We start from the raw sequence: 15,005 nt of genomic DNA on the forward strand, positions 1-15,005 counted from the left end.
AACTCTATCCGCACCCGCGTAATAAAGGCGCGGGCTGCGGGTATTGCAGCGCAACTGAGGCGCTGCCTCTCCGGGCTCTCCGGTGGGACCTTACTCAGCCGCTTCGGCGAGGCTCTCCATTAGCGCCAGCGGGCACTGAGACCATAGAGCCGACAGGGCGTTGACGAGGTGCTCCATATCGGCGTCCGTATGCTGAGGCGACGGTGTCAGCCGGAGCCGCTCGGTGCCACGCGGAACCGTCGGATAATTGATCGGTTGAACGTATATGCCGTAGCGATCGAGCAGCACGTCGGTCAGGGCCTTGCAGCGCACCGGATCGGCGACGAGCACGGGAACGATGTGGCTCGGTCCGGAAATGACGGGGAAATCGGCCGCCGCGAGACGCCGCTTCAGAGTGCGGGCGCGCTCCTGGTGCTGCTCACGCTCGACGTTGCTCGACTTCAAATGGCGGATGGACGCGAGGGCGCCGGCCGCGATCGCGGGCGCCAGCGAAGTCGTGAAGATGAAGCCAGGGGCATAGGACCGAATGGCGTCGCACAGCGTCTTGGACGCTGCGATGTAGCCACCCATGACGCCGAAGCCCTTCGCGAGCGTGCCATTGATGATATCGATGCGATGCATGACGCCGTCGCGCTCTGCGACGCCGCCGCCGCGCGGGCCATAAAGCCCGACCGCATGGACCTCGTCGAGGTACGTCAGCGCATTGTACTTTTCCGCGAGATCGCAGATGGCGGCGATAGGCGCTACGTGACCGTCCATCGAATAGACGCTCTCGAAGGCGATGATCTTCGGCGTGTCGCGCGGCACTTTCTGCAAGCGCGCTTCGAGATCGGCGAGATCGTTATGAACGAAGATCTGCTTCGGCCCGCGGCCGTTGCGAATGCCCGCGATCATCGACGCGTGATTCTTCTCGTCGGAAAAGATCACGCAGCCGGGAAAGAGCGTTGCGAGCGTCGATAGCGCGGCCTCGTTGGCGACGAATGCCGACGTAAAGAGAAGAGCCATCTCCTTGCCGTGGAGGTCGGCAAGCTCGCGCTCAAGTTCGACGTGGTAATGGGTGGTGCCTGCGATGTTGCGAGTGCCGCCGGAACCGGCGCCGACGAGATCGATGGCCTCGTGCATCGCGGCGAGCACCTTCGGGTGTTGGCCCATGCCGAGATAATCGTTCGAGCACCAAACGGTTATCTGCTTTGCAGCTTCACCTTTGACGACTTCTGCTTTGGGGAAGGCACCTCTGCGGCGCTTCACATCAGCGAAAACCCGATAGCGTCCCTCACGCTTTACCGTATCGAGGGCGTCCGACAGCATCTGCTCGTAGTTCATCAGCCGGTTTCCGCTCCCTAAAGCACGGCGTTCATTATTTTGGTCCTTTTATGTACCCAGGGACCTGAAAGGACCAGTGCCGTTTCGTCGCGCAGAGGATGAAAATTTCGTCAGGTCAAAAAGACCTTTCATCCGGTATGGGGGCTTTGTTTCTGGCAGCTGACGGCTCTGGCAGCAAGTCGTCGGGCGCATAACAGGCCTCCCGCATCTGGAAGCTATGATGCCATCGCGACCGTAAGGTGGCATCGACATGTTAATAGGAAGCTGCCACTTCGCCGATGCCGTCCTTCTGGTAAATGTCGCGCCGGAATTGCACGACCCCATCTTCGGTCGCCCAGGCGCTGATGTAGACAAACAATAATTGAACGGGCTTTTTCAAGCGGACGTCCAGGCGCTGTCCCTGCTCTTTCAGTTGCGCGACCCGATCGGCATTCCAGCCTTTCTGATCGGCGAGCAACCAGGCCGCCAAGTTTTCGATGTTATGGACGCGGATGCAGCCCGAGCTTTCCGAACGGAAGTTGCGGCCGAAGATGCGATCCGACGGGGTGTCGTGCATGTAAACGGAGTGGGCGCTGTCGAAGTTGATCTTCAGGAAGCCGAGCGGGTTCTCCTTGCCCGGCTGCTGGCTGTACGTGTAGGTGCCGGGCGACACCTTCTCCCAGTTGATGCTCTGCGGATCGACCTTCTTCCCGCCTGCGTAGGCGTCGATGCCGAATTTCACCAGAACGTTCTGGCCCTTCTTCTGCATCTCGCGTCCACGCGGGATCAGGTCTTCCGAAACGACCGTCGGCGGCAGCCGCCACATGGGATTGAAGTTGAGGTCGGTAATCGGCGTGCGCAGAAGAGGTGTCGGCCGCTCGGGCTTGCCGACGACGCCTGCGTACCGGGCAACGATCGCGCCGTTCTCCACGGCTTCGATGTGCGCCGCCGGGATGTTTACGACGACGTATCTCTTAGATGTCGTCGGGATGGCTTCCTGCAAGCGCACCAAATTGACCTTCAGCTGCTTCAGGCGCACATCCGCGGGCACGTTCAGGGCGGCGATCGTCCGCTTGTCGGCGATGCCGGTCGGCGTCAGGCCGTTCGATGCCTGGAACCGCTGAAGCGCCTTCTCGACGTCGTTGTCGAAATAGCTCGAAGTTGTATTGGCGCTGCGCAGGTCTCCCGAGGCCGCCAAGCGGGCGCGCAGCAATGCGACGGCGGGATCGGTCGTCCCGAATTGCATGAGACTGTCACGGGGTGTCTTTGGTGGCGGTTCTGGGATTTGCGGCCAGCCGCCCTTCCCCACGATCATCGTGTACTGCCGGACCGCCATCTTGGTCGCTTCGATATTTGCCTTGGCGAGCGTCGCGTAGCCTTTGGGCGGGTTGGCTTCCCATTCGCGGACGAAGTCGGGATCGGTCCGGTTGCTCGTGTAGGACGGGCCGTCGTTGCCGGAGCCAAAATTGAACCAACTGAACCCCTGGGCCGCCGCACCGCCGGATCCCAGCCAGCCGGCCGCCGATATCGCAATGAATCCAATGCTCAGGACGCTGGCTATCAGCCGACGGTCTGAAAGGGCGATCCCTGCCCCAAGCTTCCGTTCCCCCAAGCCCACGTCCGTCCCCCGGCGCTTGCGATTCCAATTGGCGTTGGGGCTACACTATCTGAAATACGAGCATTTGACATCGGATAGATGCCGCGCGGGCTGTCTGCGGACCGGCATGTCCACAGGTGCCCGTCGCCGCCGCCGTCGCGAACGAAAAAGGACCTCTCTGCGGATGCAGAGAGGTCCTCGACGCCCGTCGTAAGACGGCGTTCAAAAGCAGGCTATTGGCGTCGGCCGTTTTTAGAGGCGGTAGCGAATCTGGTCCGACCAGAAGCGTTCCAGGCGCACGAGGGCTTTGTTCAGGCCCTTGACGTCTTCATTGGAAACTTCGCCGACGGTCTGCACCGAGCCCAGCTGACGAAGATAGAGCTTCGAAACGATGTCCCGCGCCTCGAGGCCCTTGTCGGTCAGGCTCACACGCACCGACCGGCGATCCGTGTCGGACCGCTTGTAGTGAATGTATCCCATGTCGACGAGCTTCTTCAGATTGTAGGACACGTTCGACCCAAGGTAGTAGCCCCTGGTCTTCAGCTCGCCTGCCGTCAGCTCACTCTCGCCGATGTTGTAAAGGAGCAATGCCTGCACGCTGTTGAGCTCGGCTCCGCCACGTCGATCAAACTCGTCCTTAATGACGTCGAGCAGAAGGCGATGCAGACGCTCGATCAAACGCAGCGCCTGAAGGTATTCACCGCGAAACCCTTCTTCCTGGGCCGGCGCGCGGTGACGCGCCATATCGTACGCTAAACTCATAACCCTGCCTCGCAATTGTTTGACGCCACCCGGTTTGCCCGGGTTTTGACAAATTGATAACGCGGAGGCCTGAATTTCGGCTAAATAGATATAGTAAAAGAATAGTAGGGGGGTGTCTTTGGAATGAATTTTTAACCAATATTCAGGTCAATTCTCCGAATTGGTAACTATCGTCCTAACGCGGCGACGACAATTAACAACAATATCGCCAGATATTTTAAACTCGCGCTGCCTGCATCTCCGTTCTCTTCGGCAATTCGAGCTCTGCCCCTGGCAATGGCGCAAAATACGCTTCGACTACATCAGCAATACTATCATCATAGCGATTTGGTTTCCATGCTGGGCTGCCATCCTTATCGATGAGCAGCGCGCGAACGCCTTCGTGGAAATCGTGGCTTTCGATGGATCGCACGGCTACACGATAATCTTCGACGAGTGTTTGACGTATATCAAGCGAAAGCGCCGATTGAATATGGCGGATCGTAATGGCCAGCGATAACGCCGAGCACTTCGCCAGATCGGCCAACGTCTTTTTCGCCCACTCGCAGCCTTTGGCCTCCGCGTTCGTCAGCGAACGCAGAATACCTTGGAGCGTCGGCTCGGAAAAATGCTCGAGGATATGGCCCCGGTCTTTTTGTAGGTCTCCAGGAGCTTGAATTTCGTTAAGGGCGTCGAGCATGGGGTCGACGGGTTCGGCGTCTTTCAATTTCGCCAAAATGCCGGGAAAATGCGTCGCGGAGATGCAATGCGTAACGAGACCTAGCCATTGCGCATCGGCGCGTCCGATCGCACGGCCGGTGAGACCCAAATAGATTCCGATGGGCCACGGCATCTTCGCCAGCACGCGCGATATGCCGACGTCAGGGAACAGTCCGATCTTGGTTTCGGGCATCGCCCATTTGAAATTTTCGCCGGCGACGCGATGCGTATTGTAGGCGGTCAAGCCGGCGCCCGAACCCATGCACAGCCCATCGATGAACGACACCGTCGGCTTGGAGAAGCATTCAAGGAGCCAGTTGAGCGAATACTCGTTCCGGAGATAACTCTTCGCGGTCTCGATATCGTCCTTTGCAGCAACCGACAGCGCCCGGACGTCGCCACCGGCACAGAAGGCTCTCGGATTATTGGAGAGCAGCGCGACGATGTAGACGTCGGGATTGCGAGCGACGGCCGGGATGGCGCTGCTCAACGTGCGGCACATCTCATCGTCGAGGGCGTTGAGGACGTTCGGCCGGTTCAGCGTGAACGTCTGCAGCGCCTGCGATCGGTCCGCTATGATCTTCGGAGACTGCCCGACTGTCGACGTTTTGAGATCGATGTTGTGCTGGTTCACTGCATGCTCGGTAAGTATCGGTGGCGCGACTCGGTTGTGAAATCGGATGCTATGGCCTGTTTCATACGAACCCGCCATATTTTGCGGCTATGGAATCATCTTCCACACTAGAGACGCTTGCCGTATCCCCGATCGGATCAACGGCCGAGGTCAGTATGAGCTTGGCCTGAAAAGGGAATTCTGGAATATTCAGGCTCCCGCCGAGATCAGCGCTCGCGTCGACTTTGTAGAGCGGCCGTGAAGGATGTACAGACGGAAATGATGACATCCCCCAGCACGGGCCGCCGCAAGGGGCACTACACCAGACCGTCGCGCCTTGGGCACGTCGCAACCGCCGTCATTTTCGTCGCTTCATTGCTTGTCGGCGAAGTGCCTGCTGATGCTCAGACTAAGCAAAAGGCAACGCCTCCCGCATGGGAAGCGACTTCTGCGGCCGAGCCCGCTGCCGCAGCGCCGCCCACTCAGCCCGCATCAGACGCGGCGAAGGCCGCTCAAAAATCGGAGGATGGCGTAAAGCCCGCAGATCCGGCGACGACTGCCGCCGAACCCGCGCCGAAGGCTCCCCCGACGTGGTCCGCAGCTGAGATTGCAGATGCCAAGGCGCGTTGCGCGGTCGTTCTCCAGCGCATCCACGCCGTCGCCTTGCCGCATGAGCCGATCAAGGAGGGTGCATGCGGCACGCCCGCTCCCATCGAACTCATCAGTATCGGTCAGAACCCCCAGGTCGCGTTATCGCCACCGGCAATTGTGACCTGCGATCTCGCTGAATCTCTGGTCAATTGGTTCGAAGGCGATGTGCAGCCGCTCGCTCGCAAGCACCTCAAGTCCGAAATCATCACGATCCAGACAATGAGCTCCTATTCGTGCCGCAACGCTTACGGCCGCAAGAAGACGAAGCTCAGCGAGCACGGCTTGGCGAACGCGCTCGATATCGGCGGTTTCATAACGGCGACGACGAAAACGGCCGATGTGCTTCAAGACTGGGGAAAGCCGCAACGCCAAATTTTGGCCGAGGCTGCCGCCGAGCAGCGCGCCGCTGAAGAAGCGGCTGCCAAGGCCGCGGGAACGGCGGTCGCGACCAATCCGGCTCAGGCCGCGCTCCCGTCGGCTCTGCCGTCGACCGCGGGCGCAGCTGTTACTTCACTCGCGCGTTCGACAATCATCGATGGCGCCGGGGATGGCGAGATCGTCGCAAAGCCAACTTTGGCAACGTCCGATCCGGTCGTCGCTAACAAACTCGGCGGGCCACTCCTGAAGCCCGGCAAAAAAGGTTCGCTCGCTCATAAAACTTCGAAGATAGGCGTCAATTCAACGTCCAACCCCGACCCTGAACTCAAGGCGTTCCTGCACGAGGCGCATCAGGCTGCGTGCCGGATCTTCGGAACGACGCTTGGGCCCGAAGCGAACGACGATCACCGGAACCACTTCCACATCGATATGGCGCAGCGCAAGTTTACCAAAATCTGCAATTAGCGGCTTTGCGACCGGTAAACTCCTGCAATCGGGCGGCGGCATTCCCGACCTGCATCGCTATCATCCCTGACGGCACATCTGCGGCACGTCCAACGGCTTGCGCCGAGGCGCGGCTCGTGTCCATTGTCGGCCGAAATTCGAGCGGCGCGGATTTCGCTGCTTCTGCCCAGGAAACTCTTTCATGTCCTCCCGCACACGCCCACCGGCCCCCAACCTCGAAACAGAGTCGCTTTCCGGCGGCTTTCCGGCGATCCGTATGCGCCGCAACCGGAAGGCCTCGTGGTCTCGCCGGCTCGTCGCCGAACACCAATTGTCGCCCGCCGATCTGATCTGGCCGATGTTCGTCGTCGACGGCGCTGCGCTGCGCACGCCTATCGCGTCCATGCCAGGCGTCGAACGGCTGAGCGTCGACCTCATCGTCGATGCCGCGAAGCACGCCGTCGATCTCGGCATTCCGGCCATCGCGCTCTTTCCTTTCACCGATCCGAAAAAGCGCAGCGAGGATGCAGCCGAAGCCTTCAATCCGGACAATCTGGTTTGCCGGGCGACGCGCGCGATCAAGGCTGCGAACCTCGATCTCGGCGTCATCCTCGACGTCGCTCTCGATCCCTACACCAGCCACGGGCATGACGGCCTTCTCGTCGGCGAGGAGATCGTGAACGACGAGACGAATGCCGCTCTCGTGAAGCAGGCGCTCGTACAGGCAGAGGCGGGTGCCGACGTGCTTGCGCCATCCGACATGATGGACGGGCGTATCGGCGTCATTCGCAGTGCGCTCGAAGGAAACGGGTTCAAGAACACGCAGATCATGTCGTATGCGGCGAAGTATGCGAGCGCGTTCTACGGCCCATTCCGCGACGCCGTCGGGTCTTCGGGACTTCTGAAGGGCGACAAGCGCACCTATCAGATGAACCCGGCAAATACCGAAGAAGCGCTTCGCGAAGTCGCCATCGATCTCGACGAGGGCGCAGACATGGTGATGGTGAAGCCCGGCATGCCCTACCTCGATGTCGTGCGTCGCGTATCGGAAACGTTCGGGGTGCCGACCTTCGCGTATCAAGTCTCCGGCGAGTACGCGATGCTTGCAGCGGCCTTCGAAAAGGGCTGGCTCGATCCCGACAAGACGATGCTCGAAAGCCTGCTCGCGTTCAAACGCGCGGGCGCTTCAGGCGTTCTCACATATTTCGCACCGAAAGCGGCGCGGCTGCTCGCGGAGTAAGACGCGTTTCACCTCCGTCATCCTCGGGCTCGTCCAGAGGATACATTTATCGGCTGACTACGGCCCTCAGGGCACGATGGATCCTCGGCCTAAAGCCGAGGGATGACATGTGGGCGACAGCGCGCTCCCCTCCATCATACCGGCGGCAGCATGAAACTCGTCATTAGGCGGCAGAATTCCTTCAAGGCGCTTCCGCACGCGGCGTCTTGTTTCTTTGTTGCCCCGCGCCAAAAGGATTCCGCAAATTGTCATCCTCGGCTTTAGGCCGAGGATCCATGGCGCTGCCGTACCCGTTGATGAATAGATCCTCGGGACAGCCCGAGGGTAACAATGGTCGGATTGTGCGGCTGTGCTTTGTTATCGGCGAACGCGGCGGCGGTAATCCTGGTCGGCAGGCGCTCCGCCGTTGTCCTGGTAGCCGGCGTCCGGCGGTTGCTGACCTTCGGCTGTGGCGGGCGCATCGGCCGGAGCGCCCTCGGGCGCGACAGGCTTCTGCTCAACGATCGTGCGAGCGGGCTTATTGCACTCGGTCAGCCAGACGTCATAAGTCGGATGCTCGAGCCCATAGATGCCGGGGCTCTCGGCAAACATCCAGCCCGTGAAAATTCGTTTTTCCGAGCCATCGAGCTGCGTTTCTTCAATCTCGACGAACGTCGTGGTCTTCGGCTCTTCCGTCGGCGGGCGCGAGTAGCAGGCCCGCGGCGTGATCTTGAGCGCGCCGAACGTCGCCGTTTCGCCCAGCGCCACCTCGAATTTCGAAATGTGCGCCGTCACCTTGTCGAGCGCGGAAAAGACGGCAACCTGATTTTCGATGCGATCGGCCTTCGCGGGCGCCGTCGCTGCGCTCATTGCGCCCGCGAGCAAAAGCGTCAGCGACGTTAGGGCCGCTCCGCGACGGTTAAGCCGTACGCTCAGCGCAAAATTCAAAAGCAACGGCTTTCTCAATTCAGAATCCAGTGAGGGGGCGCTGCCCGGCGGAGGCCCTCGATTGAGCCTCAAAGCGGGCGAATTTTCGATCAGGCGGTTAGTGCGGCTTCCATGCCTTGTAATCGCTGGTCGACTTGGCGCGCTCGCCTTTGCCCAGGATCGAGCCTTTCGGGCGATACGCCTGCGACGTTCCCGTCAGATTCGGCTGGTGCGACTTCTGCCACGGGCGGGGGTGGTAGCGTTCGTCGGTCGGGATCGTATCGACGGTATAATGAAGCCAGCCGTGCCAATCGGGCGGCACCTGGCTCGCCTCGGAAAGCTTCGGATATATGACCCAGCGCGCGGGCACGCCGAGCGGTCCGACGCCCGACTTTTGGACGAAGTAGCGATTTCCAAACTCGTCCTGGCCGACCTGCTTGCCCTTCCGCAGCGTGAAAAGTCTGGTTCCCCAGGTATTTCCGCCCCACCAGCTGAAGATTTCGCTGAGTAAGCCCATGTCTTGAAGGTCCTTTTCCCGCCGCGCCTCGGTTTCGACTTAGCTGCACCGCGGGGCTTATGTCCAGACTGTAGGAGGGAGATGCAGCCGCGCAACAGCGACTGTGCGGAATCGCACTAAGCTCTGGGTCGTCAGGGTGAGCAAAATCGAGAAATCCCACCTCATCCACATGGTCACCGACTTAGAACCACGTTGAAACATACCGAAATCAGCGCGAAACGCGTCATCCGCTCGAAGTTACCAACAGCACTAGATATAGTATGTGTTGCGGCTGCTACCCCAATATATATCCCAGAAAGCGTGACGAGCGGATCGAATCGTCCTACCTTTGATGAGTGTTCGGCGAGTGTGCGACAGTCCGTGGGGAAGTTGTGGACCAAGCCATCGTCGAGTTGAGACTAAGCATTTCGGAGCGTTATTTCCTGTCGCGTTCAGCGTAGCGCACGAGCACCTCGTCGCCACCAAACACCTTTGTGGTCGGCAGAACACCGGCGGATTGCGGCCATTGGCCGTCGTCGCTGGCGCGGAGAAGTGCGCGCTCTAAACGCGGCAAGTTGTGTGCGTCTCGGTCATGCGTCGTCGTCATCACGCCTGAGCGCCGGAAAGCAGGGTCCAGCGCAAGGCAATCATTCCATACGGCAGGCGGACGAGCGTCCGTTTGCCGCGAAATTTCGGGGGCTCTTACCTATGAAGATTACGCGGCGTTTCACTGAAGCCGGACTCTCGCCTTATGCATCGATCCCGTTCCGCCGTGCGACGTCTGAAATCAAGAACCCCGACGGCTCGATCGTTTTCAAACTCGATAGCTTCGACGTTCCTGAGCAGTTCAGCCAGGTTGCAGCAGACATCCTCGCGCAGAAGTACTTCCGCAAAGCCGGCGTTGCGCGCCGCTTAAGGCGTTGCGAAGAAACGCAGGTTCCCTCGTGGCTCTGGCGCTCGGCTCCCGATGACGCGGCGCTTGCGGAGCTTCCCGAGAACGAACGCTTCGGCGGCGAGACGGATGCGCGGCAGGTGTTCGATCGCCTTGCCGGCACGTGGACCTATTGGGGCTGGAAGGGCGGCTATTTCACGTCCGAAGATGACGCTCAGGCCTTCTTCGACGAGCTTCGCTACATGCTGGCGATGCAGATGGCGGCGCCGAACTCGCCGCAGTGGTTCAACACCGGCTTGCACTGGGCCTATGGCATCGACGGCCCGGGCCAGGGCCATATGTACGTCGATTATCAGACGGGCGAACTCGTCAACTCGACGTCCGCCTACGAGCACCCGCAGCCGCATGCCTGCTTCATCCAGTCCGTTGCCGACGACCTCGTCAACGAGGGCGGCATCATGGACCTCTGGGTTCGCGAAGCACGGCTCTTCAAATACGGTTCCGGCACGGGTTCGAACTTCTCGTCACTCCGCGGCGCGAATGAAAAGCTGTCGGGCGGCGGCCGTTCGTCGGGCCTGATGAGCTTCCTGAAGATCGGCGACCGTGCGGCGGGCGCCATCAAGTCGGGCGGCACGACGCGGCGCGCCGCCAAGATGGTCGTCGTCGACGTCGATCATCCCGATATCGAGGAATACATCACCTGGAAGGTGCGCGAGGAGCAGAAGGTCGCCGCGCTCGTTACGGGTTCCAAGATCTGCCAGAAGCGGCTCAAGGCCGTAATGAAAGCTTGCGTCAATTGCGAAGCCGAGGGCGATGCCTGCTTCGAACCGACGAAGAATCCGAAGCTCAAGATCGCGATCCGCGAAGCCAAGCGCGACGGCGTTCCGCAGAACTACATTTTGCGCGTCGTTCAGTTTGCCAAGCAGGGCTATAAGGAAATCGCGTTCGACACGTACGACACCGATTGGGATAGCGAAGCCTATCTGACGGTCGCCGGGCAGAACTCGAACAACTCGGTGCGGGTCACCGACGAATTCCTCAATGCCGTTGCCGACGACAAGGACTGGCAGCTACGCGCCCGCCTTAACAACAAAGTGACGAAGACGATGCGCGCCCAGGACCTTTGGGAGCAGATCGGTTTCGCCGCGTGGGCTTCGGCCGATCCCGGCATTCAGTTCCACACCACCATCAACGACTGGCACACCTGCCCGCAGTCGGGGCCGATCCGCGCGTCGAACCCGTGCTCGGAATACATGTTCCTCGACGATACGGCGTGCAATCTTGCATCGCTCAATCTCTTGCGCTTCCGCCGCGAAGATAAGTCGTTCGACATCGAAGCCTACGAGCATGGCTGCCGCCTTTGGACGGTGGTGCTCGAGATTTCGGTGCTGATGGCGCAGTTCCCGTCGCGGCAGATCGCCGAGCTCAGCTATCGTTATCGGACCCTTGGTCTCGGCTTCGCGAACATCGGCGGATTGCTGATGTCGGCTGGCATTCCTTACGACTCCGCCGAGGGGCGCGCGATTTGCGGCGCGATCTCCGCGATCATGACCGGCGTTTCCTACGCGACGAGCGCGGAGATGTCGGCCGAACTCGGGCCGTTCCCCGGATACGGGCCGAACGCGCAAGACATGCTGCGCGTGATGCGCAACCATCGCCGGGCCGCGCACGGCGAATCCGAGTTCTACGAAAAGCTCGCGACCGCGCCGGTTCCGCTCGACCATGGCTCGTTGAAAGACGCGCGCCTCGGTGAAGCTGCGAAACGGGCCTGGGATAACGCGCTCGAACTCGGGCAGGAGCACGGGTATCGCAACGCGCAGGCGACCGTCGTCGCGCCGACTGGCACGATCGGCCTTGTGATGGACTGCGATACGACCGGCATCGAGCCCGACTTCGCACTCGTCAAGTTCAAGAAGCTTGCGGGCGGCGGCTACTTCAAGATCATCAACCAGTCCGTGCCGGAAGCGCTGCGGGCCGCTGGCTATCGCGAAAGCCAGATCGCGGAGATGGAAGTCTATGCTGTCGGTCATGGGTCGCTGAAGCAGGCGCCTGCGATCAACACGCAGACGCTCAAAGCCCGCGGGTTCACGGATGAAGCGCTTGCCAAGATCGAAAAGAGCCTCGGCACCGCGTTCGACATCAAGTTCGTGTTCAACCGCTGGACGCTGGGCGATGCCTTCCTGACCGAGACGCTCGGCGTACCGGCCGACAAGCTCAACGATCCGACGTTCGACCTCTTCGCGCATCTCGGCTTCTCGAAAAAGGACGTCGACGCCGCGAACGAACACGTCTGCGGAGCGATGACGCTCGAAGGTGCGCCGCATCTGAAGGCCGAGCATCTGCCGATCTTCGATTGCGCCAACCCGTGCGGTAAGAAGGGCAAGCGTTACCTTTCGGTCGAGAGCCACATCCGCATGATGGCGGCGTCACAGCCGTTCATCTCCGGCGCCATCTCGAAGACGATCAACATGCCGAACGATGCGACAGTCGAGGACTGCAAGCAGTCCTACATGCTGTCGTGGAAGCTGGCGCTCAAGGCCAACGCGCTCTACCGCGACGGCTCGAAGCTCTCGCAGCCGTTGAACAGCCAGGTTCTGGGCGACGACGTCGATGATGCAGAAGAAGCCGCCGATGCGCTGATGGCGCAGCCGATGGCGGCGCGCACCGCGGCGATTACCGAAAAGATCGTCGAGAAGATCGTCGAACGCATCGTCTATGTGAAAGAGGAAGCAGCCGCGCAGGATCGCGCCAAACTTCCCGGACGGCGCAAGGGCTACACGCAGAAAGCTGCTGTCGGCGGCCACAAAGTGTACCTCCGCACCGGCGAATACGACGACGGGCGCCTCGGCGAGATCTTCATCGACATGCACAAGGAAGGCGCCGCCTTCCGGTCGTTGATGAACAACTTCGCCATCGCCATCTCGCTCGGCCTGCAATATGGCGTGCCGCTCGAAGAGTACGTGGAAGCCTTCACCTTCACGCGCTTCGAACCGGCCGGGCTCGTGCAGGGCAACGAGACGATCAAGAACGCGACGTCGATCCTCGACTATATCTTCCGCGAACTCGCCGTGTCGTACCTTGGGCGTCACGATCTTGCTCACGTCGATCCGCGCGAGATCGTCGGCGAGACGGGTCTCGGCTCAAGCGACGACACGACGGATGAGCAGCTCGCGCTCGATCTGCCGGAAGCCGTTCTGAAAAACGTGTCGAAGGGTCTTGTTCGCGGCAATCCGAAAGTTCGGCTCGCCAGCAGCAACACGACGAGCGGACTGAAAGCTTCGTCTCTTGGCGCCGCCGCCGTTCAGAGCAAGGGCAGCTATGACGTCAGTTCCCGATATGTGGAGCAGACGCTGACGCATGGCGCCACCGCCCTCGCCTCGGTCAGCGAAGAGATGCACGCCGTTGCGTCTTCATCGCCCGTGCTGACGAAGTCGGAGATCTTCAAGCAGCGCGTCTCGGAAGCGAAATTGCGCGGTTACGAAGGTGTTTCGTGCAGCGAGTGCCACAACTTCACGATGGTGCGGAATGGCACGTGCTTGAAGTGTGACACGTGCGGAAGCACGAGTGGATGTTCTTGATAGCGTGGGATGGGGGAGAGAAATCTCCCCCTTCATCGTCATGAGCGAGGCATTTTTTGCTCTAGCGAAGTCGACTGAATTGTGGGCAGCGATCGTCGGCGCCGTAGTTGGCGGATTGATCGCAGTAGCGGTTCAGTTGATTGCTTTACGCGAAACCCGTTCTGTGCGCGAGCAGGATCACAAACGCCAGAGGGAAGCACTGGCCAACTCGCTCATATTCAAAAGCATGCGCATATTTTCGACTGCCCATGGGCTTCACCAGCACTTCATCGAAAGTGATGTCCGTGCGGCAGCTGATGGGTGCAATGGGGAGTCCTGGCAAAAGTATCTTCCAATCGCAAATCCACCAGAGCCCATACATTTTTCCCACGAAGAAATGGGAATGTTATTAGCTCTCAAAGATAGTTTCGTATTCAATGCGATGATGAACATGGATGTCCGGCACAACAGCGCCCTAGCGACGTTGAGGGCATTTAATGACTCAAGAGCCTCGCTAACACAGGCCATTTGTTCCGTCGCATCTCTTGATGCGGAGGAGGGTCGGCTCGTGAGCCATAGCATTCCGTTATCGGAAACGGCGAAACTGCGCCCGATGATGATTGAAGTAAATTCGTTGGCCGATGATTTGAAGGCTCATGTTGCATCGGACTTCGTTCGTGCGAAGCAGAACTTACAAGACCTGCAAGCCCTTTTTAAAAAGGAGCTGGGCTTCAGCTACAAGCTTGAAGTAGTGCGCCCCCGTGTCATCCTCGAACGCGTGATTGATCGGCGCGCGTTTCGGCAGAGCTCGCCGCTATCGATACCCCTCTCTAAAGAACAAAACCCGCCAAGGGCACCTTCCGAACGCGAGACGGAAAGTGCCCTTTGGCGGTGGCTGATAACGCTATCCCGCCCCCCGGCCGGAACGCGATCAGGGGTTAGTGTTTCACCTTCTTGACCTTGTGCGCATGCGCGGGCGCTTTGTGCGGTTTGGGCTTCGCGTGCGCTTCAGCGACCTTGTGCTTATGTTTGTGCGCGCGGTGCGCGTGAGCGTGCTTCTTCTTTTCGTCCTTCGCCGTATGCGAGACGAGCGTCTTCGCGCCCGGAGCATGCAGCTTCGGCGCAGACGTTGCGGCTTCGGCGGAGATGCTCGCGCCCAAAACGAACGCCCCAAGCAAAACCAATTTCGCGATTTTCATTTCATTTTTCCCCGAGCTGGTACCAGCCGTTTGAGCTGTTCCGCAACGCTAGGGATCGGTTCCCCAAAAGCGAACGAAGAAAAAGTAAAATGCTCTGCAGGAAACTTTCGGTGCGATGGGCCAGCGATTCATTCACTTCGAGCGGGGAGACCAATGCGCTGGAAGCGTCGTGCGCGCAGATATTTCCCCTTACGAAACCATCAGAAAGCGCCACAAGTTCGTCTTCGGTGAACTGTCACTACACTGTAATAAAAGCGGCGTTAGGTCCC

General features: G+C 60.0%; 11 protein-coding genes and 1 pseudogene. 4 read left to right on the forward strand and 8 right to left on the reverse strand.

What is annotated here, in order from left to right; all coding sequences use genetic code 11:
• Positions 1–90 precede the first annotated feature (90 nt).
• The 4 genes from hemA to AACL53_RS13400 all read right to left on the reverse strand — a co-directional run bounded on the left by hemA (position 91) and on the right by AACL53_RS13400 (position 4,994).
• The gene (gene hemA, locus AACL53_RS13385; protein WP_339085021.1) at positions 91–1,323 is read right to left on the reverse strand and encodes a 5-aminolevulinate synthase; all 1,233 of its coding nucleotides are present in this window, start codon (positions 1,321–1,323) and stop codon (positions 91–93) included.
• Between the two features lie 253 nt (positions 1,324–1,576).
• Positions 1,577–2,920 (reverse strand): L,D-transpeptidase family protein, encoded by a 1,344-nt coding sequence (locus AACL53_RS13390; RefSeq protein ID WP_339085022.1) that lies wholly within the window; start codon positions 2,918–2,920, stop codon positions 1,577–1,579.
• A 231-nt stretch (positions 2,921–3,151) separates the two neighbouring features.
• Complete coding sequence (locus tag AACL53_RS13395; RefSeq protein WP_244531226.1) at positions 3,152–3,643, reverse strand: transcriptional regulator LdtR; 492 nt, start codon at positions 3,641–3,643, stop codon at positions 3,152–3,154.
• A gap of 235 nt (positions 3,644–3,878) precedes the next feature.
• Positions 3,879–4,994, reverse strand: a complete 1,116-nt coding sequence (locus AACL53_RS13400) for an enoyl-CoA hydratase/isomerase family protein (RefSeq protein WP_339085023.1) — start codon at positions 4,992–4,994, stop codon at positions 3,879–3,881.
• A 258-nt stretch (positions 4,995–5,252) separates the two neighbouring features.
• Here AACL53_RS13400 and AACL53_RS13405 point away from each other — a divergent pair, with 258 nt between their 5' ends.
• Positions 5,253–6,467 (forward strand): extensin family protein, encoded by a 1,215-nt coding sequence (locus AACL53_RS13405; protein ID WP_339085024.1) that lies wholly within the window; start codon positions 5,253–5,255, stop codon positions 6,465–6,467.
• 181 nt (positions 6,468–6,648) lie between these two features.
• Positions 6,649–7,686 carry a porphobilinogen synthase gene (gene hemB / locus AACL53_RS13410; protein WP_339085025.1) on the forward strand — a complete coding sequence of 346 codons (1,038 nt, stop codon included), beginning with the start codon at positions 6,649–6,651 and terminating at the stop codon, positions 7,684–7,686.
• 522 nt (positions 7,687–8,208) lie between these two features.
• Here the strand turns inward: hemB and AACL53_RS13415 are convergent.
• The 3 genes and pseudogenes from AACL53_RS13415 to AACL53_RS13425 all read right to left on the reverse strand — a co-directional run.
• Positions 8,209–8,535: pseudogene (locus tag AACL53_RS13415) on the reverse strand (DUF2155 domain-containing protein); the annotation flags it as partial.
• A 175-nt stretch (positions 8,536–8,710) separates the two neighbouring features.
• Positions 8,711–9,109, reverse strand: coding sequence for an NADH:ubiquinone oxidoreductase subunit NDUFA12 (locus tag AACL53_RS13420; protein ID WP_339085026.1), 399 nt, complete (start codon positions 9,107–9,109; stop codon positions 8,711–8,713).
• Between the two features lie 415 nt (positions 9,110–9,524).
• Complete coding sequence (locus AACL53_RS13425; RefSeq protein ID WP_339085027.1) at positions 9,525–9,695, reverse strand: hypothetical protein; 171 nt, start codon at positions 9,693–9,695, stop codon at positions 9,525–9,527.
• A gap of 101 nt (positions 9,696–9,796) precedes the next feature.
• Here AACL53_RS13425 and AACL53_RS13430 point away from each other — a divergent pair, with 101 nt between their 5' ends.
• Both AACL53_RS13430 and AACL53_RS13435 read left to right on the forward strand, forming a co-directional pair.
• A complete protein-coding gene (locus tag AACL53_RS13430) occupies positions 9,797–13,558 on the forward strand; it encodes a vitamin B12-dependent ribonucleotide reductase (protein ID WP_339085028.1) in 3,762 nt (1,253 codons plus the stop codon).
• Positions 13,545–14,495, forward strand: a complete 951-nt coding sequence (locus AACL53_RS13435; protein WP_339085029.1) for a hypothetical protein — start codon at positions 13,545–13,547, stop codon at positions 14,493–14,495. Before AACL53_RS13430 ends, AACL53_RS13435 begins: the two co-directional genes overlap by 14 nt.
• On the opposite strand, the gene AACL53_RS13440 is transcribed toward AACL53_RS13435, so the two are convergent.
• Positions 14,476–14,736 carry a hypothetical protein gene (locus AACL53_RS13440; RefSeq protein ID WP_339085030.1) on the reverse strand — a complete coding sequence of 87 codons (261 nt, stop codon included), beginning with the start codon at positions 14,734–14,736 and terminating at the stop codon, positions 14,476–14,478. The genes AACL53_RS13435 and AACL53_RS13440 overlap by 20 nt on opposite strands.
• Positions 14,737–15,005: the final 269 nt, after the last annotated feature.

The sequence above is a fragment of the Hyphomicrobium sp. ghe19 genome (genome assembly GCF_902712875.1).
Lineage (GTDB): Bacteria > Pseudomonadota > Alphaproteobacteria > Rhizobiales > Hyphomicrobiaceae > Hyphomicrobium_B.

Bases quoted from the DNA above. Each gene is read 5' to 3' on its own strand.
- AACL53_RS13420 (WP_339085026.1), bottom strand. From the start codon at position 9,109: ATGGGCTTACTCAGCGAAATCTTCAGCTGGTGGGGCGGAAATACCTGG.
- hemA (WP_339085021.1), bottom strand. From the start codon at position 1,323: ATGAACTACGAGCAGATGCTGTCGGACGCCCTCGATACGGTAAAGCGT.
- AACL53_RS13440 (WP_339085030.1), bottom strand. From the start codon at position 14,736: ATGAAAATCGCGAAATTGGTTTTGCTTGGGGCGTTCGTTTTGGGCGCG.
- AACL53_RS13405 (WP_339085024.1), top strand. From the start codon at position 5,253: ATGATGACATCCCCCAGCACGGGCCGCCGCAAGGGGCACTACACCAGA.
- AACL53_RS13395 (WP_244531226.1), bottom strand. From the start codon at position 3,643: ATGGCGCGTCACCGCGCGCCGGCCCAGGAAGAAGGGTTTCGCGGTGAA.
- AACL53_RS13425 (WP_339085027.1), bottom strand. From the start codon at position 9,695: ATGACGACGACGCATGACCGAGACGCACACAACTTGCCGCGTTTAGAG.
- hemB (WP_339085025.1), top strand. From the start codon at position 6,649: ATGTCCTCCCGCACACGCCCACCGGCCCCCAACCTCGAAACAGAGTCG.
- AACL53_RS13430 (WP_339085028.1), top strand. From the start codon at position 9,797: ATGAAGATTACGCGGCGTTTCACTGAAGCCGGACTCTCGCCTTATGCA.